The organism is Streptomyces venezuelae, from assembly GCF_008642335.1.
Taxonomy (GTDB): domain Bacteria; phylum Actinomycetota; class Actinomycetes; order Streptomycetales; family Streptomycetaceae; genus Streptomyces; species Streptomyces venezuelae_F.
Genome location: NZ_CP029191.1, coordinates 114712 through 138246 on the forward strand (window position 1 = coordinate 114712; position 23535 = coordinate 138246).

A 23535-nucleotide genomic window follows, 5' to 3' on the forward strand; every position below is an offset into this window, starting at 1 on the left:
CTCAAGGCCGGGCCGGGGTGGGTCTCAGGGGTGGCGGCGCTCGCCTGCCGGGGCCGGGGCGGGGCGCAGGGGCGGCGGCGCTTGCCCGGCGGGAAAGAGGCGGGTCAGGGCCGGGCTGGGGTGGGTCTCAGGGGTGTCGGCGCGCCCGCCCGGCGGGGAGGGGCGGGGCAAGGCCGGGCCGGGGTGGGCCTCAGGGGTGGTGGCGCTCGCCCGCCGGGGCCCGGGCGGGGCGCAGGGGCGGCGGCGCCCGCCCGGCGGGGAAGAGGCGGGTCAAGGCCGGGCCGGGGTGGGTCTCAGGGGTGGCGGCGCTCGCCCGCCGGGGCCGGGGCGGGCCACTGGGCCGAGGAGCCGGCCGGGTGCAGGCGGGCCGAGCCGGTGGCCACGCCGATGACGGGCACCGCCGGGGCCGGGGCACGGCGGCGGCGGGCGTGCTCGCCGTGGGTGATGCTGGGCGGCGCCGGCACGGGCGGCGGGACGGGGACCCGGCGGGCGCGCGGACCGGGCACCACGGCGAGCGTCCCCACGGCCTGCACCCGCGCCAGCAGCCGGGCGGCGGCATACGGCTCGGTGACGGCCTCGGCGGCGATCCGCGCAGTCACCCGCCGGGCCAGCCAGGCCCGCAGACCGCGGGGCGGCCGGCCTGGGTCGGCGGTGCGGGATCCGCCCGCGAACCAGGCCCGCGGGCCGCGGGAGCGGGCCGGGTTGGTGGCGGGAGCGGCCGGGGGGTGCGGGGTGGCCGTGGCGGGGCTGGGAGTCGTTGCGGCGGGGCGGGGGGTGACTGCTGCACCTGCGGTGGCCGTCACGCCTGGGGACGCTGTTCTGCCTGGGGTGGCTGCAGGGCTGCGCGCGCCTGCGGAACCGGGGGCGGCTGTCGTACCTGCTGCGCCGACGGTGTCTGGCGCGTCTGCGGCGCCGGTGGGAACTGCCGCACCTGCCGCGCCCGGCATGCCTGCGGCGCCGAAGGCGGGTGCAGGGTCGAGGGTGCCCGCCACATCTGCCGCCCCGGGCGGAGCTGCCGCACCCGCCGCGCCCGTCACGCCTGCGGCACCGGAAGCGGCGGCAGGGTCGAGTTGGCCCGCCGGGGCTGCGGCACCAGCGGTATCAGGGACGTCCGCGGTGCCCGCCGAGCCCGCCGAGCCCGCCGCACCTGCGGCCCCTCCAGGGCCGGGGGTGCCTGCGGTGCCGGCCACGCCTGCTAGGCCTGCCGCGCCCGTCACGCCTGCGGCACCGGAAGCGGCTGGGTCGAGTTGGCCCGCCGGGGCTGCGGCGGCGGCGGTGTCAGGGGCGTCCGCCGTGCTCGGCGCGCCCGCCGTGCCTGCGGTGCTGGCCGTGCCTGCGGTGCCGGGGACGGCTGCTGGCGTACCTGCTGCGGCAGGGGCGCTCGCCGCGTCCGGGGCGGCTGTCGTGCCTGCGCCTGCAGAGTGGGGGGCCACTGCGGGGGCGGGGCCTGTGGTGCGTAGGTGGCGGGTGCTGGACTGCCAGGCGGGGGACAGCCGGTGGGCCAGGGCGCGGCGCAGGCGGTAGGCCAGGCCCACCGTCGTGCCGTGGCCGCTGAGCATGCCGTCCAGGACGAGGGCGCTCTGCACGGCCAGGGTCATGCCCTGGCCGTGGGCGGGGTCGGTGACGGCCAGGGCGTCGCCCATCACCAGGAACTGGTCGGGCCAGCGGCGCAGTTGGTCGTAGTGGCGCCAGCGGTTCTCGGTGCGGGTGCAGGTGTGCACCGGGCCCAGCGGGGTCGCGCTCTCGATGACGTCGCGCAGCAGCGGGTGGCGCAGCAGGCCCGCCGCGTGCAGCAGCGCTGCGTGGTCGGTGGGCGGCGGGGTGCCGTCGGCGAAGGTGAGGGTGAGCGCGAGGCGGCCGCCCTCGATGACGTTGAGGGCCCCCTGGCGGGGGTGGCCGGGCGCGGCCGTGAGCAGCAGGCTCTGCCAGTCGGCGACGTGGCCGAGGGGCGGGGCGAAGACGGTGGAGGCGTACGTGGTGCGGGCGGGCACGACCGTTTCGCGGGGCGGCTCGTAGCCGAGGCCGGCCAGCCAGTGGGGGGCGCGGGAGGCGTGTCCGGAGGCGTCCACCACGAAGTCGGCGGGTATGAGGCGGTGCGGGCCCGCACCGCCGGGGCCGGGCCGCTCGCGCCGGCGGGTCCAGACGCCGGTGACGGTGTCGTTGGGGCCGCCCTGAAGACCCTGCACCTCGTGGCCGGCCAGGAAGGTGACCGCGGGTTCGGCGCGCAGCCGGGCGCGCAGGACGGCGTCGATCAGGTCGCGGGAGGCGCTGAGCATCGACAGGTCCGCGTCGAAGCGGGGCAGCCAGCCGGCCGGGCCCAGGACCAGCGCGTCCTGGGGCAGGCGGATGCGGACCGCGCCGGCGCGGGCGAAGTCGGCGCCGATGCCGGGGAAGAGTTCCTCCAGGCCCTGCTGGGCGGTGGTGGTGAGGCTGTGGGTGTGCCGGGCCTGGGGCAGGCCGCGGCGGCGGGCGGCGCCGCGCGGCAGGTGGTCGCGCTCGATGACGGTGACGTGGTCCATGGAGTTGGCCAGGGCCCGCGCGGCGGTGAGCCCGGCGAGGCCGGCGCCGATCACCACGGCGTGGCCGCGGCCCCCGCTCTGCTCGACGCCGCGTGCGTCCTGACTCATCTCGGCCGCCCTTCCGGTGCGTTCGTGGTTGCATCATGCGGCGTGCGCGCGCCCGTACGGCGGGATTTGCCCAACCCCCCACCGCTCCCCCGCCCTTGCCGTCCCCGCGCCCGGCCCGTCCCCGGCAGCGCCCCCGCCCGGCCGGGCGCGCCCCGATCTCCCTGGTGAGACCGCATGCGCGCGCCCGCCGCCCGGACCGGTCCCCGGTCCGGGCGCGGCGCGGGCCGAGGCCAGCGGTCAAGCGGTCCTCGAGGCGGCCGCGACAGGGGCTGTGGCGGACGTCGAGCGGAGGTCGCGGGGCTCGGGCGGGGGGTATGGGGCGTTGCTGGGGGGGGTGCGGGGCGCGGCCGGCCCTGTCCGGGGGGTGCGGGGCGCGGCCGGCCCCGTCCGGGGGACACGGAGAGGGCTGCCCGCCGGGGTGGGGGTGCGGAGAGGGCCGCCCGCCGGGGGGTGCGGTCGCGGGGCGGCCGCCGGGGTGGGGGTGTGGTCGCGGGGCGGGTGCTCAGGGGGTTCGCCTGCCGCGGGGGCACGGCGGCTTCGCAGGCGGCGTCTTGCGGAGGGGAGCGCTCCCGGGGCAGCCCTCCCCCGCGAGGGGTCTGGCGTGAACGGTGCGCGGCCGGGCGGGAGTTGACCGGAAGTGGCGGCGTCCGGCGCGCCGCTGCCGGGCCCGCAGAGGGCGCGTAACTCCTGCTGGTACTACCGGTACGCAGGGCAGCGCAACGTACCCCTGAAACCCAACCCCGCGGGTGCTGGCGGGGGTTGGTCCGGCCGGAGCCCGGGCGCCGCCCCCGCCGGCCCCCCGGAGGGGGCGGGGCGGCACCAGGGGCCGGGACGGGTGGCGGTCAGGTGGTGCGGTAGGCGACCTGCGTGGCCATCGCCGTCAGTTCCGTGCGCCACACCGGGTCGATGGGCACGTCGGCGATGGCGTCGCAGCCCTGTTCGACCAGGGCGGCGATGTGTTTTTCGACGTCGTCGGGGACGCCGGTGTCCACCAGGCGGCGGCGCACCTCGTCGGGGGTGTGGCCGGGCTCGGTGATCAGGCTGTGGATGCGTTCGTCGCGCTGCATCGCCCAGCCCAGCAGCAGGGTCATCTTGTGCTGCTGGAAGTCGAGGCCCGCGGGTTTGCCGGTGTGCGCGGAGTCGCCGAAGGCGTCCAGCAGGTCGTCGCGGAGCTGGAACGCCTCGCCCACCGCCTCGCCGTACTTGGCGAAGGCGGGGGCCAGGTCGGGGCGGCCGGCCGCGCTCGCGCCGACGGCCAGGGGGCGGTGGATGGTGTAGTGGCCGGACTTGGCCAGGGCGATCCAGCGGGACAGCCGCGGGTCGACGGAGAACTCGGCGGCCGCGGTCATGTCCATGTACTGGCCGATCATCAGCTCCGAGCGCAGCGTGTTCCACACTCCCTGCACTGCCGCGGGCGCGGCGCTCATCAGCTGTTCGCTGTAGACCAGGGCGAGGTCGCCGACCAGCAGGGCGACGCCTTCGCCGTAGCGGCGCGATTCGCCCTGCCAGGCGCGGGCGGCGTGCAGCGCGCTGTGGTGGGCGTGCACGGTGGGCAGGCCGCGCCGGTGGCTGGAGGCGTCGATGACGTCGTCGTGGATGAGGGCGGAGGCGTGCAGCATCTCCAGGGCGGCGGCGGCCGAGACGACGGCGGGGTCGGCGGGGTCGCCGTCGGCGGCGAGGTAGCCGGCGATGCAGAAGGCGGGGCGGATGCGTTTGCCGCCCGCCGCGACCAGTTCGCTCAGCGCGTCCACGGCGCCGACCGCGCGGTCGTTCACGTCTGCCCATAACTCGTGCTCGGCGGAGAGGAAGGCGCGCAGGTGTCCCTCCATTCTCTCCAGCAGATCGTCGCGGGTGCGGCGCGCGGTCGCGGCCAATTCCTGGTCGGTTCCGTCGGTTTCGATACAGGCCATTTCCATAGCCACAGCTTTTCCCTTGCGTTGAGGTGGGGCAGGGGGCGGTGTCACCGGGCGGCCGGGGGCGGGCCGCCGGCCGGAGGGGCCGGAAGGGGTCCCGGAGGGAGGGCCCCGGACGGGGGCGCGCGGCAGGGGGGTCGGGAGAGGTCTGGGGAACGGCGCCGGGAGGGGCGCGGGGCAGGGAGCAGAGGGCGGGGGCGGGGGCGGGGGCGGGGGCGGGGGCGGGGGCGGGGGCGGTAAAGCAGGGCGTCATCCGTCCAAAGCGAAACATGAAGAACCCTGGAGTTCTCCTTTAGAAAAGAGGAATCTCAAATTCCCCTTTAGGGCAGATCGATTACGAAATGAAAAATTTACAACCGCTGGATTACCGCTCCCTTCCCGGTGGGACGCACGTTGACACCCCCCGACCGGTCATGGAACTCTCCGAGGGCACCCATAGCCGTGACTAGGCGGCGGTGGGGTCCGGGGACACATCGGGGGGATGGACCGCACATGACAGCCGTATTCACTGAGTGCATCAGGGCCTGCGCCTATAGGGCCGGGCCTGAATTCTTTGCCGGAATTTCCTGAACGGGACCGTTCCGCCACGTTGCGACGTGATGACCGTTCAGCGGCCCGCATCCGAAGGCTCCGGCCACGCCCCCCACTCTTTCCCTTTCCGGGGGCCATCGATTCAGCAATTCACTGCGGCATCCGGTACGGGAGACGTGTGTCTTCGTGCCGGGTGCGGGGCGCGTCAGCTCATGAAGGAGATTCAATGGAGTTTCACTCATGCCCCAGGAACCATGACCGGCAGGTCCCTGTCGCCGCCGGCGCCGTCCTGTGCACCGGCTGTGTCGAGCAGCTGGAGCGCAACCTGCGCACCCTTCCCGGTCTCCACCAGGAAGGACTGCACCACATTCTGTCGACGTCCCGGCGGCGGAACCCGACAAAGGTGTCGGGCAGCCGCAGGCGGGATCATCTGAACATTTCCGCGCTCGATGCCAGGAACAATATTCTCGCGATCCTGGAGTCGTGGTCCGGTTTTGTCGTGGAAAAGCGGGGGGTGGCCGCTCCCGGGCGTTCCGTACCGCATCTGGCCTGCTTTTTGATTCTCCATCTGGAGTGGCTTGCGACGCAGCCGCCGGCCGCCGAATTCGCCGATGAAGTCGAGAGTCTCCAGATGGAATCGCTGCGGGCCATCGACCCGGATTCCGAGGATGAGAAGGCGCCGGTCATCGGGTGTGTCGTGGACGACTGCCCGGGGACGATCAATGCGTCGCCGCGCCCCGCGCGGCCGGCGGTCCGGGGCAGTGTCAGCTGTTCGTCGGGCCATTCCTGGGAAATGCGCGAATTGCTCACCATCCGGCATCTCATGGACCGGCAAAGGAAGGACGCCGCATGAACCGACCGCCGCGCCACCGGCTCGTTCCCACGAATGTGGCCGCACTGGCCACGGGTGTGTCCGAAGCGACCATTCGCAAGTGGGTGAGCCGGGGCAAGATAACCCGCTACGGCACACCGGGCCGCTCCCAGTTCGACATAGAAGAGCTCACGGAGATCGCTCTGCAGCGCCAGCGCTGAGCGAGGTCCGTGAGCGCCCTCGCCGGCCCCTCGGGGCCGCTTGCCTTGCCCGCGGCGCAGGCCGCCATCGAGACCCCGCCTGGAGCGGGGGCGGTGGCGGCCTTCGCCGTCGCCGGGGGGGTGGCCGCCCTCGCCGTCGCCGGGGGGGCGGGCGCCACCTCGCCATCGCCCCGGGGGCCGCCGCCTCGCCACCGCTCGGGGGACGGTGGCCGCCCTCACCGTCACCGGGGGCCGCCCTCACCGTCACCGGAGTCGGTGGCGGCCTTCGCCGTCGCCCAGGGGACGGTGGCCGCTTTCGCCGTCGCCGGGGGCCAGGGGACGCGCCTCGGGGGCCGGTGGCGGCCTTCACCGTCACCCGGGTCGGTGGCCGCCCTCACCATCGCCCCGGGGGTCGGTAGCCGCCCTCACCGTCACCGGGGGCCAGGGGACGCCTCGCCGTCGCCCCCGGGGGCCGGTGGCGGCCTTCACCGGCACCCGGGTCAGTGGCCGCCCTCGCTGTCACCCGGGGTCGGCGGTGGCCTCCGCCGTCGCTCGGGGGACGGTGCCGCCCTCACCGTCGCCCCCGGGGGGCCGGGGCCGCCTTCGTCGTCGCCCGGGGTCGGCGGTGGCCTTCGTCGTCGCCCGGGGGACGGTGGCCGCCCTCACCGTCGCCGGGGGCCGGTGGCCACCCTCGCCGTCGCCCGGGTCGGTGGCGGCCCTCACCGTCGCCGGGGGCCGGTGGCCACCCTCACGGTCGCCCGGGGGCCGATGGCCGCCCACGCCGCCCGCCCGGGGGCTGGTGGCCGCCCTCACCGTCGTCAGGGGCCGGTGGCCGCCTCGCCGTCGGCGGCGCAGAGCCCCCCTCCCTGGTTGGGCGGCGCGGGCGGGGCGGGGGGCACGGGGGCCGCAGAAGGCGCAGACGGTGCGGGAGTCGCGGACGGCGCGGGCGTCTCGGACGGCGCGGGTGTTGCGGGCGGCGCGGGTGCCTCGGGCGACGCGGGTGCCTCGGGTGGCGCGGGTGTCTTGGACGGTGGGGGCGGGGCGGGGCGGGTCAGGGCGCGGTCGGTCAGCGCGGCGGCCGCCCCGGTGTAGGCCCGGGGGGCGAACAGGTCGCCCCCCGGGTCTGCGCCGGGCCCGGCGTCGCGCAGTGCGGCGGCCGCGCGCGGGTCCTGGCCCAGGACCTCGGCCAGCGGCCGGCCGCCGGCGGCGGACCGGGCCGATGCGGCGTCCAGCAGGTCGCGGGCGGCGGCCCGGCCCAGCCGCGGCGCCAGGACGGCGGCGATCCGTTCGGAGACGATGCGGCCGCCGGTCAGGGCGGTGTTGGCCTCCATCCGGGCGGCATCGACGCGCAGCTGCGCCACGAGCTCCGCGGCCTGGTGGGCCGCGCCCCCGGCCAGCCGCAGCAGGGCGCGCAGCGGCTCCCACTCGGCGTGCCAGGCGCCGGCCGAGCGCTCGTCCTCGCTCAGCATGCAGCCCAGCACGCCGGCCGCCAGCGGCGGGGCCTGCAGGGCGGCGGAGCGGATGGCGGTGGCCAGGACGGGGTTCTGCTTGTGCGGCATCGCCGAGGACGCGCCGCGCCCGGCGGGCGCCGGTTCGTGCACCTCGCCGACCTCGGTGCGGGTCAGCGACAGTACGTCCACGGCGATCTTGCCGAGCGCGGCGCAGGTGAACGCGGCGCCCTGGGCCAGGTCGGCCACCGGGGTGCGCAGCACGTGCCAGGGCAGCAGCGGGGCGCGCAGCCCCACTTCGGCGGCGAACGCCTCGGTCAGGTCCTGGACGTAGGCGGCGGGGTCGGCGCCCGGCGCGTGGGCGAGGTAGCCGGCCAGCGTGCCGGCGGCCCCGCCCAGCTGGACGGGCGCCGCCGCCTCCAGCGCGGCGAGCCGGTCGGCGGCGTCCAGCACCAGGTGGCGCCAGCCCGCGGCCTTGCAGCCGAAGGTGGTGGGCACCGCGTGCAGGGCCAGGGTGCGGCCGGCCATCACGGTGTCGCGGTGGGTACGGGCCAGCGCGGCCAGCGCCTGTTCGGCGCGGGCCAGGTCGGCGCGGATCAGGGCCAGGGCCCGCCGGGCGACGAGCATGGCGGCCGTGTCGAAGATGTCCTGGCTGGTGGAGCCGCGGTGCACGTAGGCGGCCGCGGCCGGGTCCTGGGCGGCGACCAGTGCGGTGAACTCCCGTACCAGGGCCACCACCGGGTTGGCGGACTGGCGGGCCCGCACGGCCAGGGCCGCCACGTCCAGGTGCTGTGCGGCCGCCGCCCGGGTGATCGTGCGGGCGGCGTCCTGGGGCACGGTGCCAAGGCGTGCCTGCGCCCGGCTCAGCCCCGCCTCGGCATCGAGCATGGCCTGCAGCCACGCCCGGTCCCCCACCGCCCCCGCCACCGGCACCCCGGCCCACACGGGCGCCAACAGCCCGGCTTCAGATCCCACCCCGTCCGGCCCCGCCGCATCCGTCCCGGGCGGGGGCGGCGGCACGGGTGAAGGGTCAGCACTCATGGGTGACTCCTGCTTCCTGTTCGATACGAGGACCCGGCACCCGGCCCCGCCCAACTCCCGGGACCGGCCGGGCCGGTTGCCGCCGGAGGGAAGGGCCGAGGGCACGGTGGCAGCACGAGGGCGCCGCCTTGCGCCCCACGGCTCGGCATCGGCCCAGGGCGAGACGGCCGCCCCCGGACGGAAGGGCCGGCGGCACGACGGCCACCCCTTCCACCCGCGCGGCTCGACGTCGGCCCGGAGCACGGCGGTTGCCGCCGCACGGAAGGGCCTGCGGCACGCCGGCGGCACGGCAGACTCCCCCTCCTCCCGCGACTCGACGTAGACCCAAGGCGAAGCGCTTGCCGCCGCGCGGAAGGGCCGGCGATACATACCGGCGGCACGACGGGCCCCCGGCTCAACGACGGTCCAGGGCGGAGCAGTTGCCAGTGGGGCTGCCGGCCCGGCCGGGCCGGTGTCGTCCGGCGGATGCGGGGGGCGGTCACGTGGTGGCTCGGTCGAAGGTGGTCGTGGATGGGGTGGGGGTCGGGGTGTGCAGGGCGGCGCGGGCGATCGCGTCCGCGTCGGTGAGGGTGACCGAGTTGACGCCGGGGCGGATGCCCGCGGCCGTCACCCAGTGCACCGCTTCGGTCGGCACACCGAAGGCGTAGCGGTGCGGATGGGGGCGGCCCGCCGCGTCGATCAGGCGGAAGGGGCGTTCGGTGACGGCCAGCCCGTCGCTGTCGAAGGGCCGGCCGGTGCGGGTGCGGATGCGGTGGGCGGTGCACTGGCCGGTGGCCAGCAGGTGGCGCAGCAGCCGGTCCCCGGTGCGGCGCAGCGTGATCGCGGGCAGCCGGGCCTCCACGACCGCGTCCACCTGCCGCGCCGAGCCGGGCACCAGCGGGGACAGGACCGTGCAGCGCCCGTCCTGCACCTCCACGCGCAGGCCGGGACCGATCACCTCCAGCACCCCCGCCTCGATCAGCGCGGTCATCTCCTCCACCCGCCGCGCCGGCGGGCCGATGGACAGGTGCGCGTTGAGCGGTGTGTACCAGCCGTCCAGGTCGGTGCGGTGGGAGTCGCCGTCCAGACCGCCGTGGTCGACGGCCAGGCGGATCTCGTTGCGCAGGTCCCGCAGCACGTCCAGGGCCGCCTTCAGGGGCCCGTTGACGTTGCCGGCCCGCGCCTCGGCCACGTCCTGGCGCAGCTGGTCCAGGAGCCAGCCGGTGAAGTCTTCGGGGCCGGTGAACTCCCGCCCGCGCCAGGGGCGGGCCAGCAGCTCCCAGTCCAGGCGGTCCTTCTCGCCGATGCCGTACTCCTCCAGCACCGCCCGCAGGTGCCCCTCCCCCGCCGGCGCGGCCAGGCAGGCGGCCTCCAGCTGGCGGGCCGGCAGCGCCTCGCCGCGCGAGCGCAGCAGCGTGGCGTAGTAGACGGCCTCCGCCTCGCGGGCGACCAGCGGCCACACATCGCGCCGGAAGTCCAGCCCGCTTACGGCGTGTTCGCGGCGCAGCGCGGCGATGTGCGCGGCGGTCAGCAGCCGCGGCTCGTGCCGGCCGTGGGGGCCCTTCTGGTTCTCCCCGCGTGCCTGGTAGGGAATGCCGCGCCGCGATCCCGCGTACAGCCGCGGCTCCTGGCCCGAGGCCCGGTAGGACAGCCGGCCGCCGCGGCGGGTGAAGGTGCCGCCGCGGCCGGCGGTGAGCCGGGCCAGGTAGTCGAAGAAGTTCAGGCCCAGGCCGCGCAGCAGCACCCGCATGCCCGGCGCCAGCGCCCGCAGGTCCACATCGGCCGGGTTGGCCGGCGCCAGGTGGTGCACCCCCGCGGCACGGGCGCGCCCGGCAAAGGCCCGCTCCGCCTCATCCGCGGCGGCCGGCAGGTGGCCCTGGCACAGGATGACGGCGTCCAGCCCGCCGAGCACCGTGCCGTCGGCCAGCCGCACCCGCTGACGCACCCCGACCTGCGCTTCCGGGCCCGTTTGCGGGGCGGGCTCGTCGTCCAGGGCCACGGCCAGGGCGCGGTGGAAGGTGACGTGCACCCGGCCGGGCGCGCCGCGCACCACGCGCCGGCAGGCCCAGCGCAGGTAGTGGCCGTAAAAGGCGCGGGTGGGATAGGTGTCGGGGCCCAGCGCGCGGGCCTGGGCCAGTACGTCGTGCGGATACGTGCCCTCGATCTCGCCCGCGGCCAGCGCGCGGGCCCACTCGTGCAGGCTGGGCCCCGGCTCCAGCGGGCCCGCCAGGTCGACGCTGGCGTCGGTGAACACCGAGATCTGTCCGGCCACGGTGTTCATGAGCAGGTGCGGGGACTGGTCGGTGCGCCATACCCGGCCGGCGCCGGGCGGGCAGGGGTCGATCACATGGATGTGGACGGGGCCGTCCTGCGGCCGCAGGCGGGCGTTGGCGCACAGGCGCTCGAGTACGGACAGGCCGCGGGGTCCGGCACCTACCACGCACACCGTGCGAGGGCTCACTGTCATGACTAACCGTTTCTGCTGGTCACGCAACGGGGCGAGGACCACGGCGCAGCGCGGGGGCCGCCCCTCCAACGGGGCGGTGGCGGGCCGGGTCCGGGCCTGTCGCCGGGCCGGGCCCGGTGGCAGGCGTGCGCACGCCCCGCCGCCGAGGGCAGACCTCACCCGGCGGCGGACCACACCCGGGCGCGCCGGCTGGGCGGCGGGAGGGTGTGGGCATACGGCGGCACGTGCGGCAGGGGAAGACGGGTCGGCGGGGGCGGCGGCGGGCGGTGTGCCGCGCCGCGGGTGCTTCCCCCGCGTCCCTGCTGCGCCGCCGTCACCCGCTGTCGCGGGGCGGACGGTAGCCGTTCACCATGCGCGCCGGGTCGGCCCCGCGGCCGGACGGCCGCCTCCTACGCGCGTCGGCGGAAACAGAGTCGGGTCGCCCTCACCGGGCTGGTCGTGACGGGGCCGGACGAGCGGGCCGCCGGCCACGCCGAGGCCACAGCCGAGCCCGTACACGGTGCTGTTGGCATCCATGTGCCTGCTCCTCTCGTCTGTCAGTGCGTCAGTGCGTGGGTAGGTAGGTGGGTGGGTGGTGCCCGGTGGCACGGGGTGGTGCCGGGGGTCGGGATGGTGCCAGGCCACGGGGTGGCGCCAGGGCACGGGATGGTGCCAGGGCACGGATGGTGCCGGGGCACGGGGTGGTGCCAGGTCACGGGGTGGTGCCGTGGTCCGAGGTGGTTCGGGTGGTGCGCAATGGTGCCGGGGCACGGGATGGTGCCGGGTAGTGCGGGATGGCGCCAGGGGTGCGGGGTGACCTCTTGGCACGGGACAGTGCCCGGGGGTACGGGGTGGCGCCGAGGCATTCCGCGGCGCGGGACGGCGTCGGGGCACGGGCTGGTGCCCCGAGGCACCGGACGGTGCCGGGCGCGGGACAGTGCCGAGGTTCGGGACGGTGCCGCGGCGCAGGACGGCGTCAAGGCACAGGGTGACGCCGGAGGCACCGGGCGGTGCCGGGGGCGGGACAGTGCCGAGGTTCGGGACGGTGCCGCGGCGCAGGACGGCGTCAAGGCACAGGGTGGCGCCGGAGGCACCGGACGGTGCCGGGGGCGGGACAGTGCCGAGGTTCGGGACGGTGCCGCGGCGCAGGACGGCGTCAAGGCACAGGGTGACGCCGGAGGCACCGGACGGTGCCAGGTGCGGGACAGTGCCGAGGTTCGGGACGGTGCCGTGGCGCAGGACGGTGCCGCGGTGCAGGACGGCCTCGGGGTACGGGGGGGGCGCCGGCGGCACCGGGCGGTGCCGGGTGCGGGAGGGTGGCGTAGGTCAGGTGCCGTCGTGGTGGCTGGGCGTGCGGGGGGTCAGGGGGAGGACCCAGGTCTGCTGGGCGCCGGCCGCGTGGAGGCGGCGGGTGACCGTGCCGGCCTGGTCGGAGGGGACCAGCGCGATCATGCAGCCGCCCAGCCCGCCTCCGGTGATCTTCGCGCCGAGGCTGCCCGCGGCCAGGGCTGCCTCGACCAGCGCGTCGATGCGCTCGGTGCTCAACCGGGCCTCGCGCAGCAGGTGGTGATAGGCGGTCAGGTAGGGGCCGAGTTCGTCGGGGGTGTCCTGGGCCAGGGCCTGGCGGGCCCGGTCGGTCAGCAGGGCGGCGCGGCGCAGGAAGTGGTGCCGGCTGCCGGGGTGGCGGGTGAAGCCGTCGCGCAGCCGGGTCACCGCGTCCTTGGTGCGGCCCACCTCGCCGCTGTCGGCGACGATGAACAGGCCTTCGCAGCCCACCTGCAGGTCCCTCGCGGTGCCCTGCTGGAACAGCACGGGGCCGGGTGCGCCCACGGCGGTGGCGTCGACGCCGCTGGCCCGGCCGTGGGCCACGTTCTCGGCGCTCTGCACCAGGTCGAAGACCGTCCGCGCGTCGACCTCGCGGCCGAAGAGGTCGGCCAGCGCCAGGACCACGGCGCGGGCGCAGGCGGCGCTGGAGCCGAGGCCGCGGCCGGGCGGGATCGCGCAGTCCAGGATCACTTCCAGGTGCACGTCCTGGGCCACGTCCACGGTGGCGCGGAACTCGGCGGCCAGCTGCCGCAGCCCGTCGGAGGCTTCGGTGGCCACCGGCCGGGACGGGGAGCCGGTCATCGTCAACGACACCCCGCCGGTGCGGCCGGGGCCGGGCGCGGACCAGCCGGCGCTGGCCGTGACCGCCAGCTGCGGCACCGGCAGCGCCAGGGCGGGCGCCCCGTAGACCACGGCGTGCTCGCCCAGCAGGATCGTCTTGGCGTGGGCGCGGCCGACCCCGACCGTGCGGGCCCGGCGGGCGGGGGCGGTGTCCGGGGCCGGTGGTGTCAACGCGCTCAGCTCCCCTGGTGTTTTCCGCATGGAGATCGCATCGTCCAGACTTCTCGGAAGGAAGGAGGAAGGAGGAAGGAAGGCAGGAAGGCAGGAAGGCAGGAAGGAAGGAAGGAAGGGGTGAGGAAACGGCAGGCGTACGAGGGGTACGTGAAGACGTAAGCCGTAACGCCCGCGCCCGGCCCGGGGCGCCTTGCGCCTCACCGGATTTCCGCTACGGGGCGCCCGGCCCCAATTCCCGGCCCCGGTACGGCATTTGGGCAGGGTGGACGCACTGGAATAGTGACACGCGCGATGAGGCCGCGACTAGAGCGCCTTGGGGTGGTGTGGGTCACGTACCGGGAAATGCGGGGGAAATACGGGACGGGGAAAAGCCCGTACCGCCCCCGGGGCAGGACCCGGGGGCGGTACGGGCAGAACGGGCCGTCAGTCGTGCGACGGCGTCACGGGGTCAGCGCGGCACGGCTGTCACGAGGAGACGCCGGTGGCGGCGGGCCGCTGGGCCGTCTCCGCGTCGGGCTCCCCCTCGGCCTCGGCGAGCACGTTGCGCGGGGTGGCGTCGACCTTCTGCATCAGGACGACGACGAGCACCGCGGCGACGGCCACCAGGATGGCGCCGACCTGGAAGGCCCGCGAGGCGCCGTCGGCCTGCGCGACGGTGGGGATGACGCCGTCGCCGATGTGGTCGGTGGTGTAGCGGATGGCCAGCGGCACCAGGGTGGCCAGGCCGAGCGCGCCGCCGATCTGCTGCATGGCGGTCTGCACGCCGGAGGCCAGGCCGGAGTCCTTGCCGGTGACCTGGTAGAGCGCGCCGTTGACCAGGGCCGGGTAGCACATGGCGCTGAACAGGCCGAACACGATCATGCCGGGCAGGACGCCGCCGACGTAGGAGGAGTCGGCCTCCAGGGTGGAGGCGACGAGCAGGCCCGCGGCGGCGCCGCCGAAGCCGATGGCCAGGACCGCCTTGACGCCGATGCGGGGCATCAGCGCGGAGGCGGCGCCCATGCCGGCGCCCATCGCGAAGGCGAGTGGCACCACGGCCATGCCGGACTTGATCGCGGAGTAGCCGAGGACCTTCTGCATGTAGAGGATGAGCAGGAAGGCGTAGCAGTGGAAGCTGGCCAGCAGCGCCAGGGTCACGACGTTGGAGGTGACGCGGGTGCGGTTGGTGAAGAAGCGGATGGGCACCATCGGGTCGGAGATCCGCGTCTCCCAGATGGCCGCCAGGAGCAGCACGCCGATGCCGCCGAGCAGCGGGAGCAGCACGGTGGAGGAGCCCCAGGAGTGGTCGGCGGCCTTGATCAGGCCGTAGACGACGGCGACGAGACCGCCGGTGATGGAGACCGCGCCGACGACGTCGACGCTGCGGCCCTCGCGCTCCATGCGGCTCTCCGGCATGACCTTGGGCACCAGGATGAGCGCGGCGAGCGCGATGGGGATGTTGATGTAGAAGATCCAGCGCCAGTCGACGTACTCGGTCAGGGCGCCGGAGACGACCGATCCGATGACGCCGCCCAGGGCGGCGGTGCCGCCCCACACGCCGAGCGCCTTCATCCGCTCCTTGGCGTCGGGGAAGAGCACGGGGATCATGCCGAGTGCGGCCGGGCCGCACAGCGCCTCGCCCAGACCCTGCACGAAGCGGCTGGAGACCAGCATGCCGGAGGACATCGCGGCGCCGCAGGTGGCCGAGGCGACACCGAAGCAGACCACACCGACCATGAAGATCTTGCGGCGGCCGTACATGTCGGCCAGCCGGCCGCCAAGGAGCAGGAATCCGCCGGCCGTCAGCACATAGCCGTTGATGACCCAGGCGAGGTCACCGGTCGGGTTGAAGGTCAGATCCTTGTCGATTTCGGGAAGCGCGACGAGCACAATCGTGACGTCCATGACGAGCATGAACTGAATGGCGGCCAAAATGGCCAGCGCTTTCCATCGCCGCGGGTCGGCAGCGGGGGCTTGCGCCCCGCCCGTGGACTCTTTGTCGAGAGTACTCATGGCCTGATTACTTCCTCCGAATGATGTGCGACCAAGAAGGCCACCCGCGCGGACATTCCGGCCGGCGCCGGTGAGGGGCCCGCGCCCGCTGTGCGCGGGGTGGCGCCGTCTCCACCGGTACGACGACGCAGCCCTGCGGAATGTGAGGGGGGGTTCGCGCTTCCGGGCCGCCGGGGGGGGTGCGGGCGGGCTCAGCCGACCAGGTAGCGCTGGATGGTGGGCGAGACCAGGGCGACGACCTCGTCGACCGAGGCGGAGGCGATCGGCTCCAGTTTGACGACGTAGCGCAGCACGGCCACGCCCCATACCTGGGCCTGGGCGGCGTTGATGTTCATCGGCGGCACGCCGAGCGCCTCGGCGACCTCGTCGAAGTCCTTGGGGGGTTCCTCCAGGGAGGCGGCCAGCTGCTGGAAGATCTGGCGGGACATGAAGTCGCGCATCTGGGCGGCGCCCTGGCCGTCGGCGAACACGGCGCCGAAGGCGGCCAGGAGCTGCGGCCGGGCCTGGGGGTCCTCCCACTTGGACAGGGCGGCCCGCAGCAGGCCCTCGGCCAGCTGGGCGCGTTCGCCGGTGAGCGAGGCCGCTCCGGCCTCGGCGAGGGCGTCCCCGATGTCGCTCAGGGCGTTGGGGCCTTCGGCGGCGGCTGTGGACATCGCTCCTCCTAGGAACAGGGGCCCGCGCTCTGGAGGTCGGGCCCCGGTCGGACGTATGGCGCACCGGCTCCCCCGGACAGGGCGGGGGGTGGTGCGGCGGTGCGGGGCGGTGCCGGTCAGGGGCGGCAGCGGTGGCAAGGATCGTGCGTGGGGGGGGCAGGGCGCCATCGTCGCTCCTGGCCGCTCCGGATCCGCTCGATGTCCGCTCGAACCGGCGCCGGGGCCGGGCCGGTCGGGGCCCGGCCCCGGCGGGTGGGGGTCAGTCGATGCCGCGCACGAGGTGGCTCTCGAACGTGTCGTCCTCGTCGATGCCGGCGAGCCGGAGCGGCGGGGTGCCGTACGGGGCCGGGGGCCGGGCCACAGCCATGGCTGCCGCCGTGGCCGGTCCGGGTGGCCCGGGTGGCCGGGGTGGTCCGGGGTCCTCCTGTGCGGTGTCGTGCACCGGCTTCTCCTGTTCCGACCGCCCCGCGCGGGGCGTTCCGTCCGTGTCAGTAGCGGTAGTGGTCGGGCTTGAAGGGGCCTTCGACCTCGACGCCGATGTAGGCGGCCTGCTCCGGGCTGAGCGTGGTCAGCTTCACGCCCAGCGCGTCCAGGTGCAGACGGGCGACCTTCTCGTCCAGGTGCTTGGGCAGCACATAGACATCGGTGGGGTACTGCTCCTGCTTGGTGAACAGCTCGATCTGGGCCAGCGTCTGGTCCGCGAACGAGTTGGACATCACGAACGAGGGGTGGCCGGTCGCGTTGCCCAGGTTCAGCAGACGCCCCTCGGACAGCACGATCAGCACCTTGCCCTCGGGGAAGGTCCAGGTGTGCACCTGCGGCTTGACCTCGTCCTTGACGATGCCCTCGATCGCCGCGAGACCGGCCATGTCGATCTCGTTGTCGAAGTGGCCGATGTTGCCCACGATCGCCTGGTGCTTCATCCGGGCCATGTGCGAGGCCATGATGATGTCCTTGTTGCCCGTCGTGGTGACGAAGATGTCGGCCGTCTCCACGACCTCGTCCAGGGTGGTGACCTGGTAGCCGTCCATCGCCGCCTGCAGCGCGCAGATCGGGTCGATCTCCGTGACGATCACCCGCGCGCCCTGGCCGCGCAGCGACTCCGCACACCCCTTGCCCACATCGCCATACCCGCACACCACCGCGGTCTTGCCGCCGATCAGGACGTCGGTGGCGCGGTTGATGCCGTCGATCAGGGAGTGCCGGCAGCCGTACTTGTTGTCGAACTTCGACTTGGTCACCGCGTCGTTCACATTGATCGCGGGGAACAGCAGCTGGCCCTCGCGCTGCATCTCGTACAGGCGGTGCACGCCCGTGGTGGTCTCCTCGGTCACACCACGGATCTCCGAGGCCAGCTGGGTCCACTTCTGCGAACCCTCACTGATGGTGCGGTTCAGCAGCTGCAGGATGACACGGTGCTCGTCGTTCTCCGCGCTCTCCACGGCGGGGACCTTGCCGGCCTTCTCGTACTCGACGCCCTTGTGGACCAGCAAGGTGGCGTCGCCGCCGTCGTCCAGGATCATGTTCGGGCCGCCGGTGGGCGTGTTCGGCCAGGTCAGCGCCTGCTCCGTGCACCACCAGTACTCCTCCAGACTCTCCCCCTTCCAGGCGAAGACCGGCACGCCCCGCGGGTCCTCGGGGGTGCCGTTGGGGCCGACCGCGATGGCCGCGGCCGCGTGGTCCTGGGTGGAGAAGATGTTGCAGGAGACCCAGCGGACCTCGGCGCCGAGCGCGACCAGCGTCTCGATGAGCACCGCGGTCTGCACGGTCATGTGCAGGGAGCCCATGATGCGGGCCCCGGCCAGCGGCTGGGAGGCGGCGAACTCCTTGCGGATCGCCATCAGACCGGGCATCTCGTGCTCGGCCAGGGTGATCTCCTTGCGGCCGAACGCGGCCAGCGAGAGATCGGCGACCTTGAAGTCGTGGCCGTCAGTGGTGGGCTGCGAGGTCATGCGGGGTGCTCCTTGCGTCGGTGACGTTGCGGTGGATCTCGAGCGTGGCGGTCGAGCGGTTGAGGGTGATGTAGTGCAGGCCGGGGGCGCCTTCGGCGAGCAGGCGCCGGGCCATGGCGGTGGCGTGGTCGACGCCGATGCGGTGGCCTTCGGCGGGGTGGTGGCGGGCGGCGTCCAGGCGGTGGGCCAGGTGTTCGGGGAAGGCGGCGCCGCTGAGCTGGGCGAAGCGGCTGATCTGGCGCACGTCGGTGGCCGGCATGATCTCGGGGATGATCGGGGTGGTGCAGCCGGCGGCGGTGACCTTGTCGCGCAGGCGCAGGTAGTCCTCGACGTGGAAGAACATCTGGGTGATGGCGTAGTCGGCGCCGGCCCGGCATTTGGCGACGAAGTGGCGGATGTCGCTGTCCCAGTCGGTGGAGCGGGGGTGGCGTTCGGGGAAGGCGGCCACGCCGACGCTGAAGTCTCCCGACTCCTTGACCAGGCGCACCAGTTCGTGGGCGTGGGTGAAGCCGTCGGGGTGGGCGATCCAGGGGGCGCCGGGGTCGCCGGGCGGGTCGCCGCGCACGGCCAGGACGTCGCGGACCCCGGCGTCGGCGTACTGGCCGATGATGTGGCGCAGTTCGGCCACCGAGTGGCCCACCGCGGTCAGGTGGGCGACGGGGCGCAGGGTCGTCTCGGCGGCGATGCGTTTGGTGACCTCCACGGTGCGGTCGCGGGAGGAGCCGCCGGCGCCGTAGGTGACCGAGACGAAGGTGGGGGCGAGGGTTTCGATGCGGCGGATGGCCTTCCACAGGGTGCGGGCGGCCGCGTCGCTCTTGGGCGGGAAGAACTCGAAGGAGAAGCTGGGGGTGTCCTGGTCGATGAGGGCGCGCAGGGCGGTCATGGGCGGCCTCCGGCGTTGAAGTAGCTGGCCTGGGGGTGGTGCAGGACGAGCGCGTCGGTGGACTGTTCGGGGTGCAGCTGGAATTCCTCGGAGAGGTGGACGCCGATGCGTTCGGGCCGCAGCAGGGCGGCGATCTTGGCGCGGTCGGCCAGGTCGGGGCAGGCGGGGTAGCCCAGCGAGTAGCGGCAGCCCTGGTACTGGGTGCGGAACATGCCCGCGATGTCGTCCGGGTCCCCGGCGTTGATGCCGAGTTCGGCGCGTACCCGGGCGTGCCAGTACTCCGCGAGGGCCTCGGCGAGCTGGACGGACAGGCCGTGCAGTTCGAGGTAGTCGCGGTAGGAGTCGGCGGCGAACAGTTCGGCGGTGGCCTCGCCGATCTTCGAGCCGACGGTGACCACCTGCAGCCCCACCACGTCGATCTCGCCGGACTCCTCGGGGCGGAAGAAGTCGGCCAGGCACAGCCGGCGCCCGCGCGGCTGGCGGGGGAAGGTGAAGCGGGTGTGTTCGGCGCCGGCCTCGTCCAGCAGGATCAGGTCCTCGCCCTTGGACACGCAGCGGAAGTAGCCGTGCACGACGGCGGCTTCGAGCAGGTTGTCGGTCTGCAGCTTCTCCAGGAGCCCGCGCAGGCGGGGCCGCCCCTCGCTCTCCACCAGTTCCTCGTAGGTGGGTCCGTGGCCGGTGCGGTTCTGCTTGAGGCCCCACTGGCCCTTGAACAGGGCGTCCTCGTCCAGCCAGGAGGCGTACTCCTTGAGGGGGATGCCCTTGATGACGCGGGTGCCCCAGAACGGCGGCGTGGGCAGCGGGTTGTCGACGGCGACGTCGGAGCGGGAGGGGCCCTCGGGCTCCTCGACGGCCACGGGGGCATCGCGCTTGGGCACCCGGCGCTGCTTGAGCTCGGGCAGGCTCGCGCCGGGCACGCCGCGCTTGACCGCGATGAGGGCGTCCATCAGGCGCAGCCCTTCGAACGCGTCGCGGGCGTAGCGCACTTCGCCCTCGTAGATCTCGTGCAGGTCCTGCTCGACGTAGGCGCGGGTGAGGGCGGCGCCGCCCAGGATGACGGGGTAGTCGGCGGCCATCTGGCGCTGGTTGAGCTCCTCCAGGTTCTCCTTCATGATCACCGTGGACTTGACCAGCAGCCCGGACATGCCGATCACATCGGCCTTGTGCTCGGCGGCGGCGTCCAGGATCGCGGCGACCGGCTGCTTGATGCCGAGGTTGACGACGTTGTAGCCGTTGTTGGACAAGATGATGTCGACGAGGTTCTTGCCGATGTCGTGCACGTCGCCGCGGACGGTGGCCAGCACGATGGTGCCCTTGCCCTCCGCGTCCGACTTCTCCATGTGCGGCTCCAGGTGCGCCACCGCCGTCTTCATCACCTCGGCGGACTGCAGCACGAAGGGCAGCTGCATCTGCCCGGAGCCGAACAGCTCACCGACGACCTTCATGCCCTCCAGCAGGGTGTTGTTGACGATGTCCAGCGCGGGGGTGTCCTGCAGGGCTTCGTCGAGGTCGGCCTCCAGGCCGTTCTTCTCGCCGTCGATGATGCGCCGCTGCAACCGCTCGTCCAATGGCAGGGCGAGGAGTTCCTCGGCCTTGCCCGCCTTCATCGACTTCGTCGAGACGCCCTCGAAGAGCTCCATCAGCTTTTGCAGCGGGTCATAACCCTCGGCGCGCCGGTCGTAGATCAGGTCGAGGGCGACCTTGACCTGCTCCTCCTCCAGCCGCGCGATCGGCAGGATCTTCGAGGCGTGCACGATCGCCGAATCCAGACCCGCCTTCACACACTCGTCCAGGAAGACGGAGTTGAGGACCACGCGCGCGGCCGGGTTGAGGCCGAAGGAGATGTTGGACAGGCCCAGCGTGGTCTGCACGTCCGGGTGACGCTTCTTCAGCTCACGGATCGCCTCGATGGTGGCGATACCGTCCTTGCGGGACTCCTCCTGACCCGTGCAGATCGTAAAGGTCAGGGTGTCGATGAGGAGGTCCGACTCCTGAATGCCCCAGTTCGTCGTCAAGTCCTCGATCAGGCGCTCGGCGATGGCGACCTTGTGCTCGGGGGTGCGGGCCTGGCCCTCCTCGTCGATGGTCAGCGCGATCAGCGCCGCGCCGTGCTCCCTGGCCAGCGCGGTGACCTTCGCGAAGCGGGATTCGGGGCCGTCGCCGTCCTCGTAGTTGACGGAGTTGATGACCGCGCGGCCGCCCAGCTTCTCCAGGCCGGCCTGGATGACGGGGACCTCGGTGGAGTCCAGGACGATGGGCAGCGTGGAGGCGGTGGCGAAGCGCCCGGCCAGCTCCTCCATGTCGGCCACGCCGTCGCGGCCCACGTAGTCCACGCACAGGTCCAGCATGTGCGCGCCCTCACGGATCTGATCGCGCGCCATCTCCACACAGTCGTCCCAGCGCCCCTCCAGCATCGCCTCGCGGAACTTCTTGGAGCCGTTGGCGTTGGTGCGCTCCCCGATCGCCAGGTAGGCGGTGTCCTGGCGGAAGGGGACGGTCTGGTAGAGGGAGGCGGCGCCGGGTTCGGGGTGCGGGGTGCGGGCGGGCGGGGTCAGGCCGCGGACGCGTTCGACGACCTGGCGCAGGTGTTCTGGGGTGGTGCCGCAGCAGCCGCCGACCAGGGAGAGGCCGTAGTCGCGGACGAAGGTCTCCTGGGCGTCGGCCAGTCCGTCGGGGTCCAGCGGGAAGTGCGCGCCGTTCTTGGTCAGGACGGGCAGGCCGGCGTTGGGCATGCACAGCAGCGGGATGCGGGCGTGGCGGGCCAGGTGGCGCAGGTGCTCGGTCATCTCGGCGGGGCCGGTGGAGCAGTTCAGGCCGATCATGTCGATGCCCAGGGGTTCGAGCACGGTCAGCGCGGCGCCGATCTCTGAGCCCAGGAGCATGGTGCCGGTGGTCTCGAAGGCCAGGGAGCACACCAGGGGCAGGTCCAGGCCGGCCTGGGTCAGGGCGCGGCGGGCGCCCAGGACGGCGGCCTTGGTCTGCAGCAGGTCCTGGGTGGTCTCCACGATGAGCAGGTCGGCGCCGCCGGCGATGAGGCCTTCGGCGTTGGCCTGGAAGCCGTCGCGCAGGGTGGTGAAGTCGGTGTGGCCCAGGGTGGGGAGTTTGGTGCCGGGGCCCATCGAGCCGAGCACGAAGCGCTGGCGGCCGTCGCCGGCGTCGCATTCGTCGGCGACCTGGCGGGCGATGTGGGCGCCGGCCCGGGAGAGTTCGAAGATGCGGTCGGCGATGTCGTACTCGTTCAGTGCGGCGTGGTTGGCGCCGAAGGTGTTGGTCTCCACGCAGTCCACGCCGGCCGCGAAGTAGGCCTGGTGCACCGAGCGCACGATGTCGGGGCGGGTGACGTTGAGGATCTCGTTGCAGCCCTCGAGCTGTTGGAAGTCGCCCAGGGTGGGGTCCTGGGCCTGGAGCATGGTGCCCATCGCGCCGTCGGCGACCACCACGCGGGTGGCGAGGGCCTCGCGGAGGGCGGCGGCGCGGGCGCGCGGCGTGCGGCCGGGCGTGCTGGGTGTGCTGGGTGTGCTCATGCGGTCCCCTCGAGCCGCGCCTCCAGGGCGCGGGCGGCGCCGGCTCCGTAGGTCTGGTCGATGCGGGCGCTCAGGTCGGCGGGGATGAGTTTGTACTCCTGGGTGCCGACCGATTCCAGGACGGTGGTGGCCAGGGCGCAGCCGAGCTGGGCGGCGCGTTCGTGGGGCAGTTCCCAGGCGGTGCCGGCCAGGAATCCGGCGCGGAAGGCGTCGCCGGCGCCGGTGGGGTCGGCGATCTTGTCGGTGGGGACGGCGGGCACGGGCAGCCGGGGGCAGCCGGCGCGGGCCAGGGAGACGCCGCCGGCGCCCAGGGTGGTGATCCAGGTGCCGACGCGGTCCAGGAGCTGCTGTTCGCTCCAGCCGGTGCGCTCCAGCAGCAGGGCGGCCTCGTATTCGTTGGTGAACAGCCAGCGGGCGCCGTCCACCAGGCGGCGGGCCTGCTCGCCGTCCAGGCGGGCCAGTTGCTGGGAGGGGTCGGCGGCCACCGGGATGTTCAGGCGGTGGGCGGCGGCGGTGTGGCGCAGCATGGCCTGGGGGTCGTCGGCGCCGATCAGGACGAGGCCGGGCGGGCCGGTGCGGGCGGTGACCTCGGCCAGGTCGATGTGGGAGGCCTCGGCCATGGCGCCGGCGTAGAAGGTGGCGATCTGGTTCTGGTCCTGGTCGGTGGTGCACACGAAGCGGGCGGTGTGCAGGGTGTCGCTGACCTGGACGGCGCCGGTGTCCACGCCGTGGTCGCGCAGCCAGTGGCCGTAGTCGGTGAAGTCCAGGCCGGCGGCGCCGATCAGGATCGGGTCCAGGCCGAGCAGGCCCAGGCCGAAGGCGATGTTGGCGCCGACGCCGCCGCGGCGCACCTCCAGGCGGTCGGCGAGGAAGGACAAGGAGACCCGCTCCAGCTGTTCTTTGAGCAGCTGTTCGGCGAAGCGTCCGGGAAAGACCATCAGGTGGTCGGTGGCGATCGATCCGGTCACGGCGATACGCACGGCAAGGCACTCCTTGAAGCTGGGTGGGTCGGCGGTGTGGGGCCGGCCGCCCCCGCCCCCGCTTGGTTGCGGGCGCCGGGCGGGCGCGCCCGGGGGGGGCGGCCGGTGGCCGCGCCCGGGGGGGCGGCCGGTGGCCGAAGAGCGGCACGGGGGCCAGGGCCGGGGGCGGGGGCGGGCCGGGCCGAGGGAGGGGCCGCAGTTCGGGAGGGCGGCGG

General features: G+C 74.2%; 14 protein-coding genes. 2 read left to right on the plus strand and 12 right to left on the minus strand.

The features are described 5' to 3' along the window. Window positions 1-293: 293 nt before the first annotated feature. Both DEJ49_RS00565 and DEJ49_RS00570 read right to left on the minus strand, forming a co-directional pair. Window positions 294-2627, minus strand: a complete 2334-nt coding sequence (locus DEJ49_RS00565) for an FAD-dependent oxidoreductase (RefSeq protein ID WP_150181846.1) — start codon at window positions 2625-2627, stop codon at window positions 294-296. Between the two features lie 842 nt (window positions 2628-3469). Continuing rightward, on the minus strand, window positions 3470-4537 hold the full coding sequence (locus tag DEJ49_RS00570) for a polyprenyl synthetase family protein (protein ID WP_150181847.1): 1068 nt from the start codon (window positions 4535-4537) through the stop codon (window positions 3470-3472). 760 nt (window positions 4538-5297) lie between these two features. Between DEJ49_RS00570 and DEJ49_RS00575 the strand changes: the two genes are divergently transcribed. Then, on the plus strand, window positions 5298-5924 hold the full coding sequence (locus tag DEJ49_RS00575; protein WP_150181848.1) for a hypothetical protein: 627 nt from the start codon (window positions 5298-5300) through the stop codon (window positions 5922-5924). Next, window positions 5921-6103: a hypothetical protein gene (locus tag DEJ49_RS00580; RefSeq protein WP_150163957.1), complete on the plus strand. Its 183-nt coding sequence runs from the start codon at window positions 5921-5923 to the stop codon at window positions 6101-6103. The genes DEJ49_RS00575 and DEJ49_RS00580 overlap by 4 nt, the downstream gene beginning before the upstream one ends. A 797-nt stretch (window positions 6104-6900) precedes the next feature. Here DEJ49_RS00580 and DEJ49_RS00585 read toward each other — a convergent pair. The 10 genes from DEJ49_RS00585 to DEJ49_RS00630 all read right to left on the minus strand — a co-directional run bounded on the left by DEJ49_RS00585 (window position 6901) and on the right by DEJ49_RS00630 (window position 23320). Then, entirely contained in the window at window positions 6901-8571 is a 1671-nt protein-coding gene (locus tag DEJ49_RS00585; protein ID WP_150181849.1) for a lyase family protein, read from the minus strand. Window positions 8572-9049: 478 nt separating this feature from the next. Continuing rightward, window positions 9050-11017 (minus strand): FAD/NAD(P)-binding protein, encoded by a 1968-nt coding sequence (locus DEJ49_RS00590; protein ID WP_150181850.1) that lies wholly within the window; start codon window positions 11015-11017, stop codon window positions 9050-9052. A 345-nt stretch (window positions 11018-11362) separates the two neighbouring features. Further along, window positions 11363-11533 carry a hypothetical protein gene (locus DEJ49_RS35835; protein WP_190329227.1) on the minus strand — a complete coding sequence of 57 codons (171 nt, stop codon included), beginning with the start codon at window positions 11531-11533 and terminating at the stop codon, window positions 11363-11365. Window positions 11534-12322: 789 nt separating this feature from the next. Continuing rightward, complete coding sequence (gene mvk, locus DEJ49_RS00595; protein WP_223832664.1) at window positions 12323-13333, minus strand: mevalonate kinase; 1011 nt, start codon at window positions 13331-13333, stop codon at window positions 12323-12325. Between the two features lie 468 nt (window positions 13334-13801). Beyond that, window positions 13802-15328, minus strand: coding sequence for an MFS transporter (locus DEJ49_RS00600; RefSeq protein WP_150181852.1), 1527 nt, complete (start codon window positions 15326-15328; stop codon window positions 13802-13804). Between the two features lie 191 nt (window positions 15329-15519). Next, on the minus strand, window positions 15520-15981 hold the full coding sequence (locus DEJ49_RS00605) for a hypothetical protein (protein WP_150181853.1): 462 nt from the start codon (window positions 15979-15981) through the stop codon (window positions 15520-15522). Window positions 15982-16469: 488 nt separating this feature from the next. Then, a complete protein-coding gene (gene ahcY, locus DEJ49_RS00615) occupies window positions 16470-17933 on the minus strand; it encodes an adenosylhomocysteinase (RefSeq protein ID WP_150181855.1) in 1464 nt (487 codons plus the stop codon). Beyond that, the gene (gene metF / locus DEJ49_RS00620) at window positions 17911-18816 is read right to left on the minus strand and encodes a methylenetetrahydrofolate reductase [NAD(P)H] (RefSeq protein WP_150181856.1); all 906 of its coding nucleotides are present in this window, start codon (window positions 18814-18816) and stop codon (window positions 17911-17913) included. Before metF ends, ahcY begins: the two co-directional genes overlap by 23 nt. Next, window positions 18813-22340, minus strand: a complete 3528-nt coding sequence (metH, locus tag DEJ49_RS00625) for a methionine synthase (RefSeq protein ID WP_150181857.1) — start codon at window positions 22338-22340, stop codon at window positions 18813-18815. Before metH ends, metF begins: the two co-directional genes overlap by 4 nt. Further along, a complete protein-coding gene (locus DEJ49_RS00630; protein WP_150181858.1) occupies window positions 22337-23320 on the minus strand; it encodes a carbohydrate kinase family protein in 984 nt (327 codons plus the stop codon). The genes metH and DEJ49_RS00630 overlap by 4 nt, the downstream gene beginning before the upstream one ends. Between the last annotated feature and the right edge of the window lie 215 nt (window positions 23321-23535).

Excerpts from the sequence above, each read along its gene's own strand:
- metH (WP_150181857.1), bottom strand. The coding sequence starts at position 22,340 with ATGAGCACACCCAGCACACCCAGCACGCCCGGCCGCACGCCGCGCGCC.
- metF (WP_150181856.1), bottom strand. The coding sequence starts at position 18,816 with ATGACCGCCCTGCGCGCCCTCATCGACCAGGACACCCCCAGCTTCTCC.
- DEJ49_RS00565 (WP_150181846.1), bottom strand. The coding sequence starts at position 2,627 with ATGAGTCAGGACGCACGCGGCGTCGAGCAGAGCGGGGGCCGCGGCCAC.
- DEJ49_RS00605 (WP_150181853.1), bottom strand. The coding sequence starts at position 15,981 with ATGTCCACAGCCGCCGCCGAAGGCCCCAACGCCCTGAGCGACATCGGG.
- DEJ49_RS00580 (WP_150163957.1), top strand. The coding sequence starts at position 5,921 with ATGAACCGACCGCCGCGCCACCGGCTCGTTCCCACGAATGTGGCCGCA.
- DEJ49_RS00585 (WP_150181849.1), bottom strand. The coding sequence starts at position 8,571 with ATGAGTGCTGACCCTTCACCCGTGCCGCCGCCCCCGCCCGGGACGGAT.
- DEJ49_RS00600 (WP_150181852.1), bottom strand. The coding sequence starts at position 15,328 with ATGAGTACTCTCGACAAAGAGTCCACGGGCGGGGCGCAAGCCCCCGCT.
- DEJ49_RS00590 (WP_150181850.1), bottom strand. The coding sequence starts at position 11,017 with ATGACAGTGAGCCCTCGCACGGTGTGCGTGGTAGGTGCCGGACCCCGC.
- DEJ49_RS35835 (WP_190329227.1), bottom strand. The coding sequence starts at position 11,533 with ATGGATGCCAACAGCACCGTGTACGGGCTCGGCTGTGGCCTCGGCGTG.
- ahcY (WP_150181855.1), bottom strand. The coding sequence starts at position 17,933 with ATGACCTCGCAGCCCACCACTGACGGCCACGACTTCAAGGTCGCCGAT.
- DEJ49_RS00570 (WP_150181847.1), bottom strand. The coding sequence starts at position 4,537 with ATGGCCTGTATCGAAACCGACGGAACCGACCAGGAATTGGCCGCGACC.
- DEJ49_RS00575 (WP_150181848.1), top strand. The coding sequence starts at position 5,298 with ATGGAGTTTCACTCATGCCCCAGGAACCATGACCGGCAGGTCCCTGTC.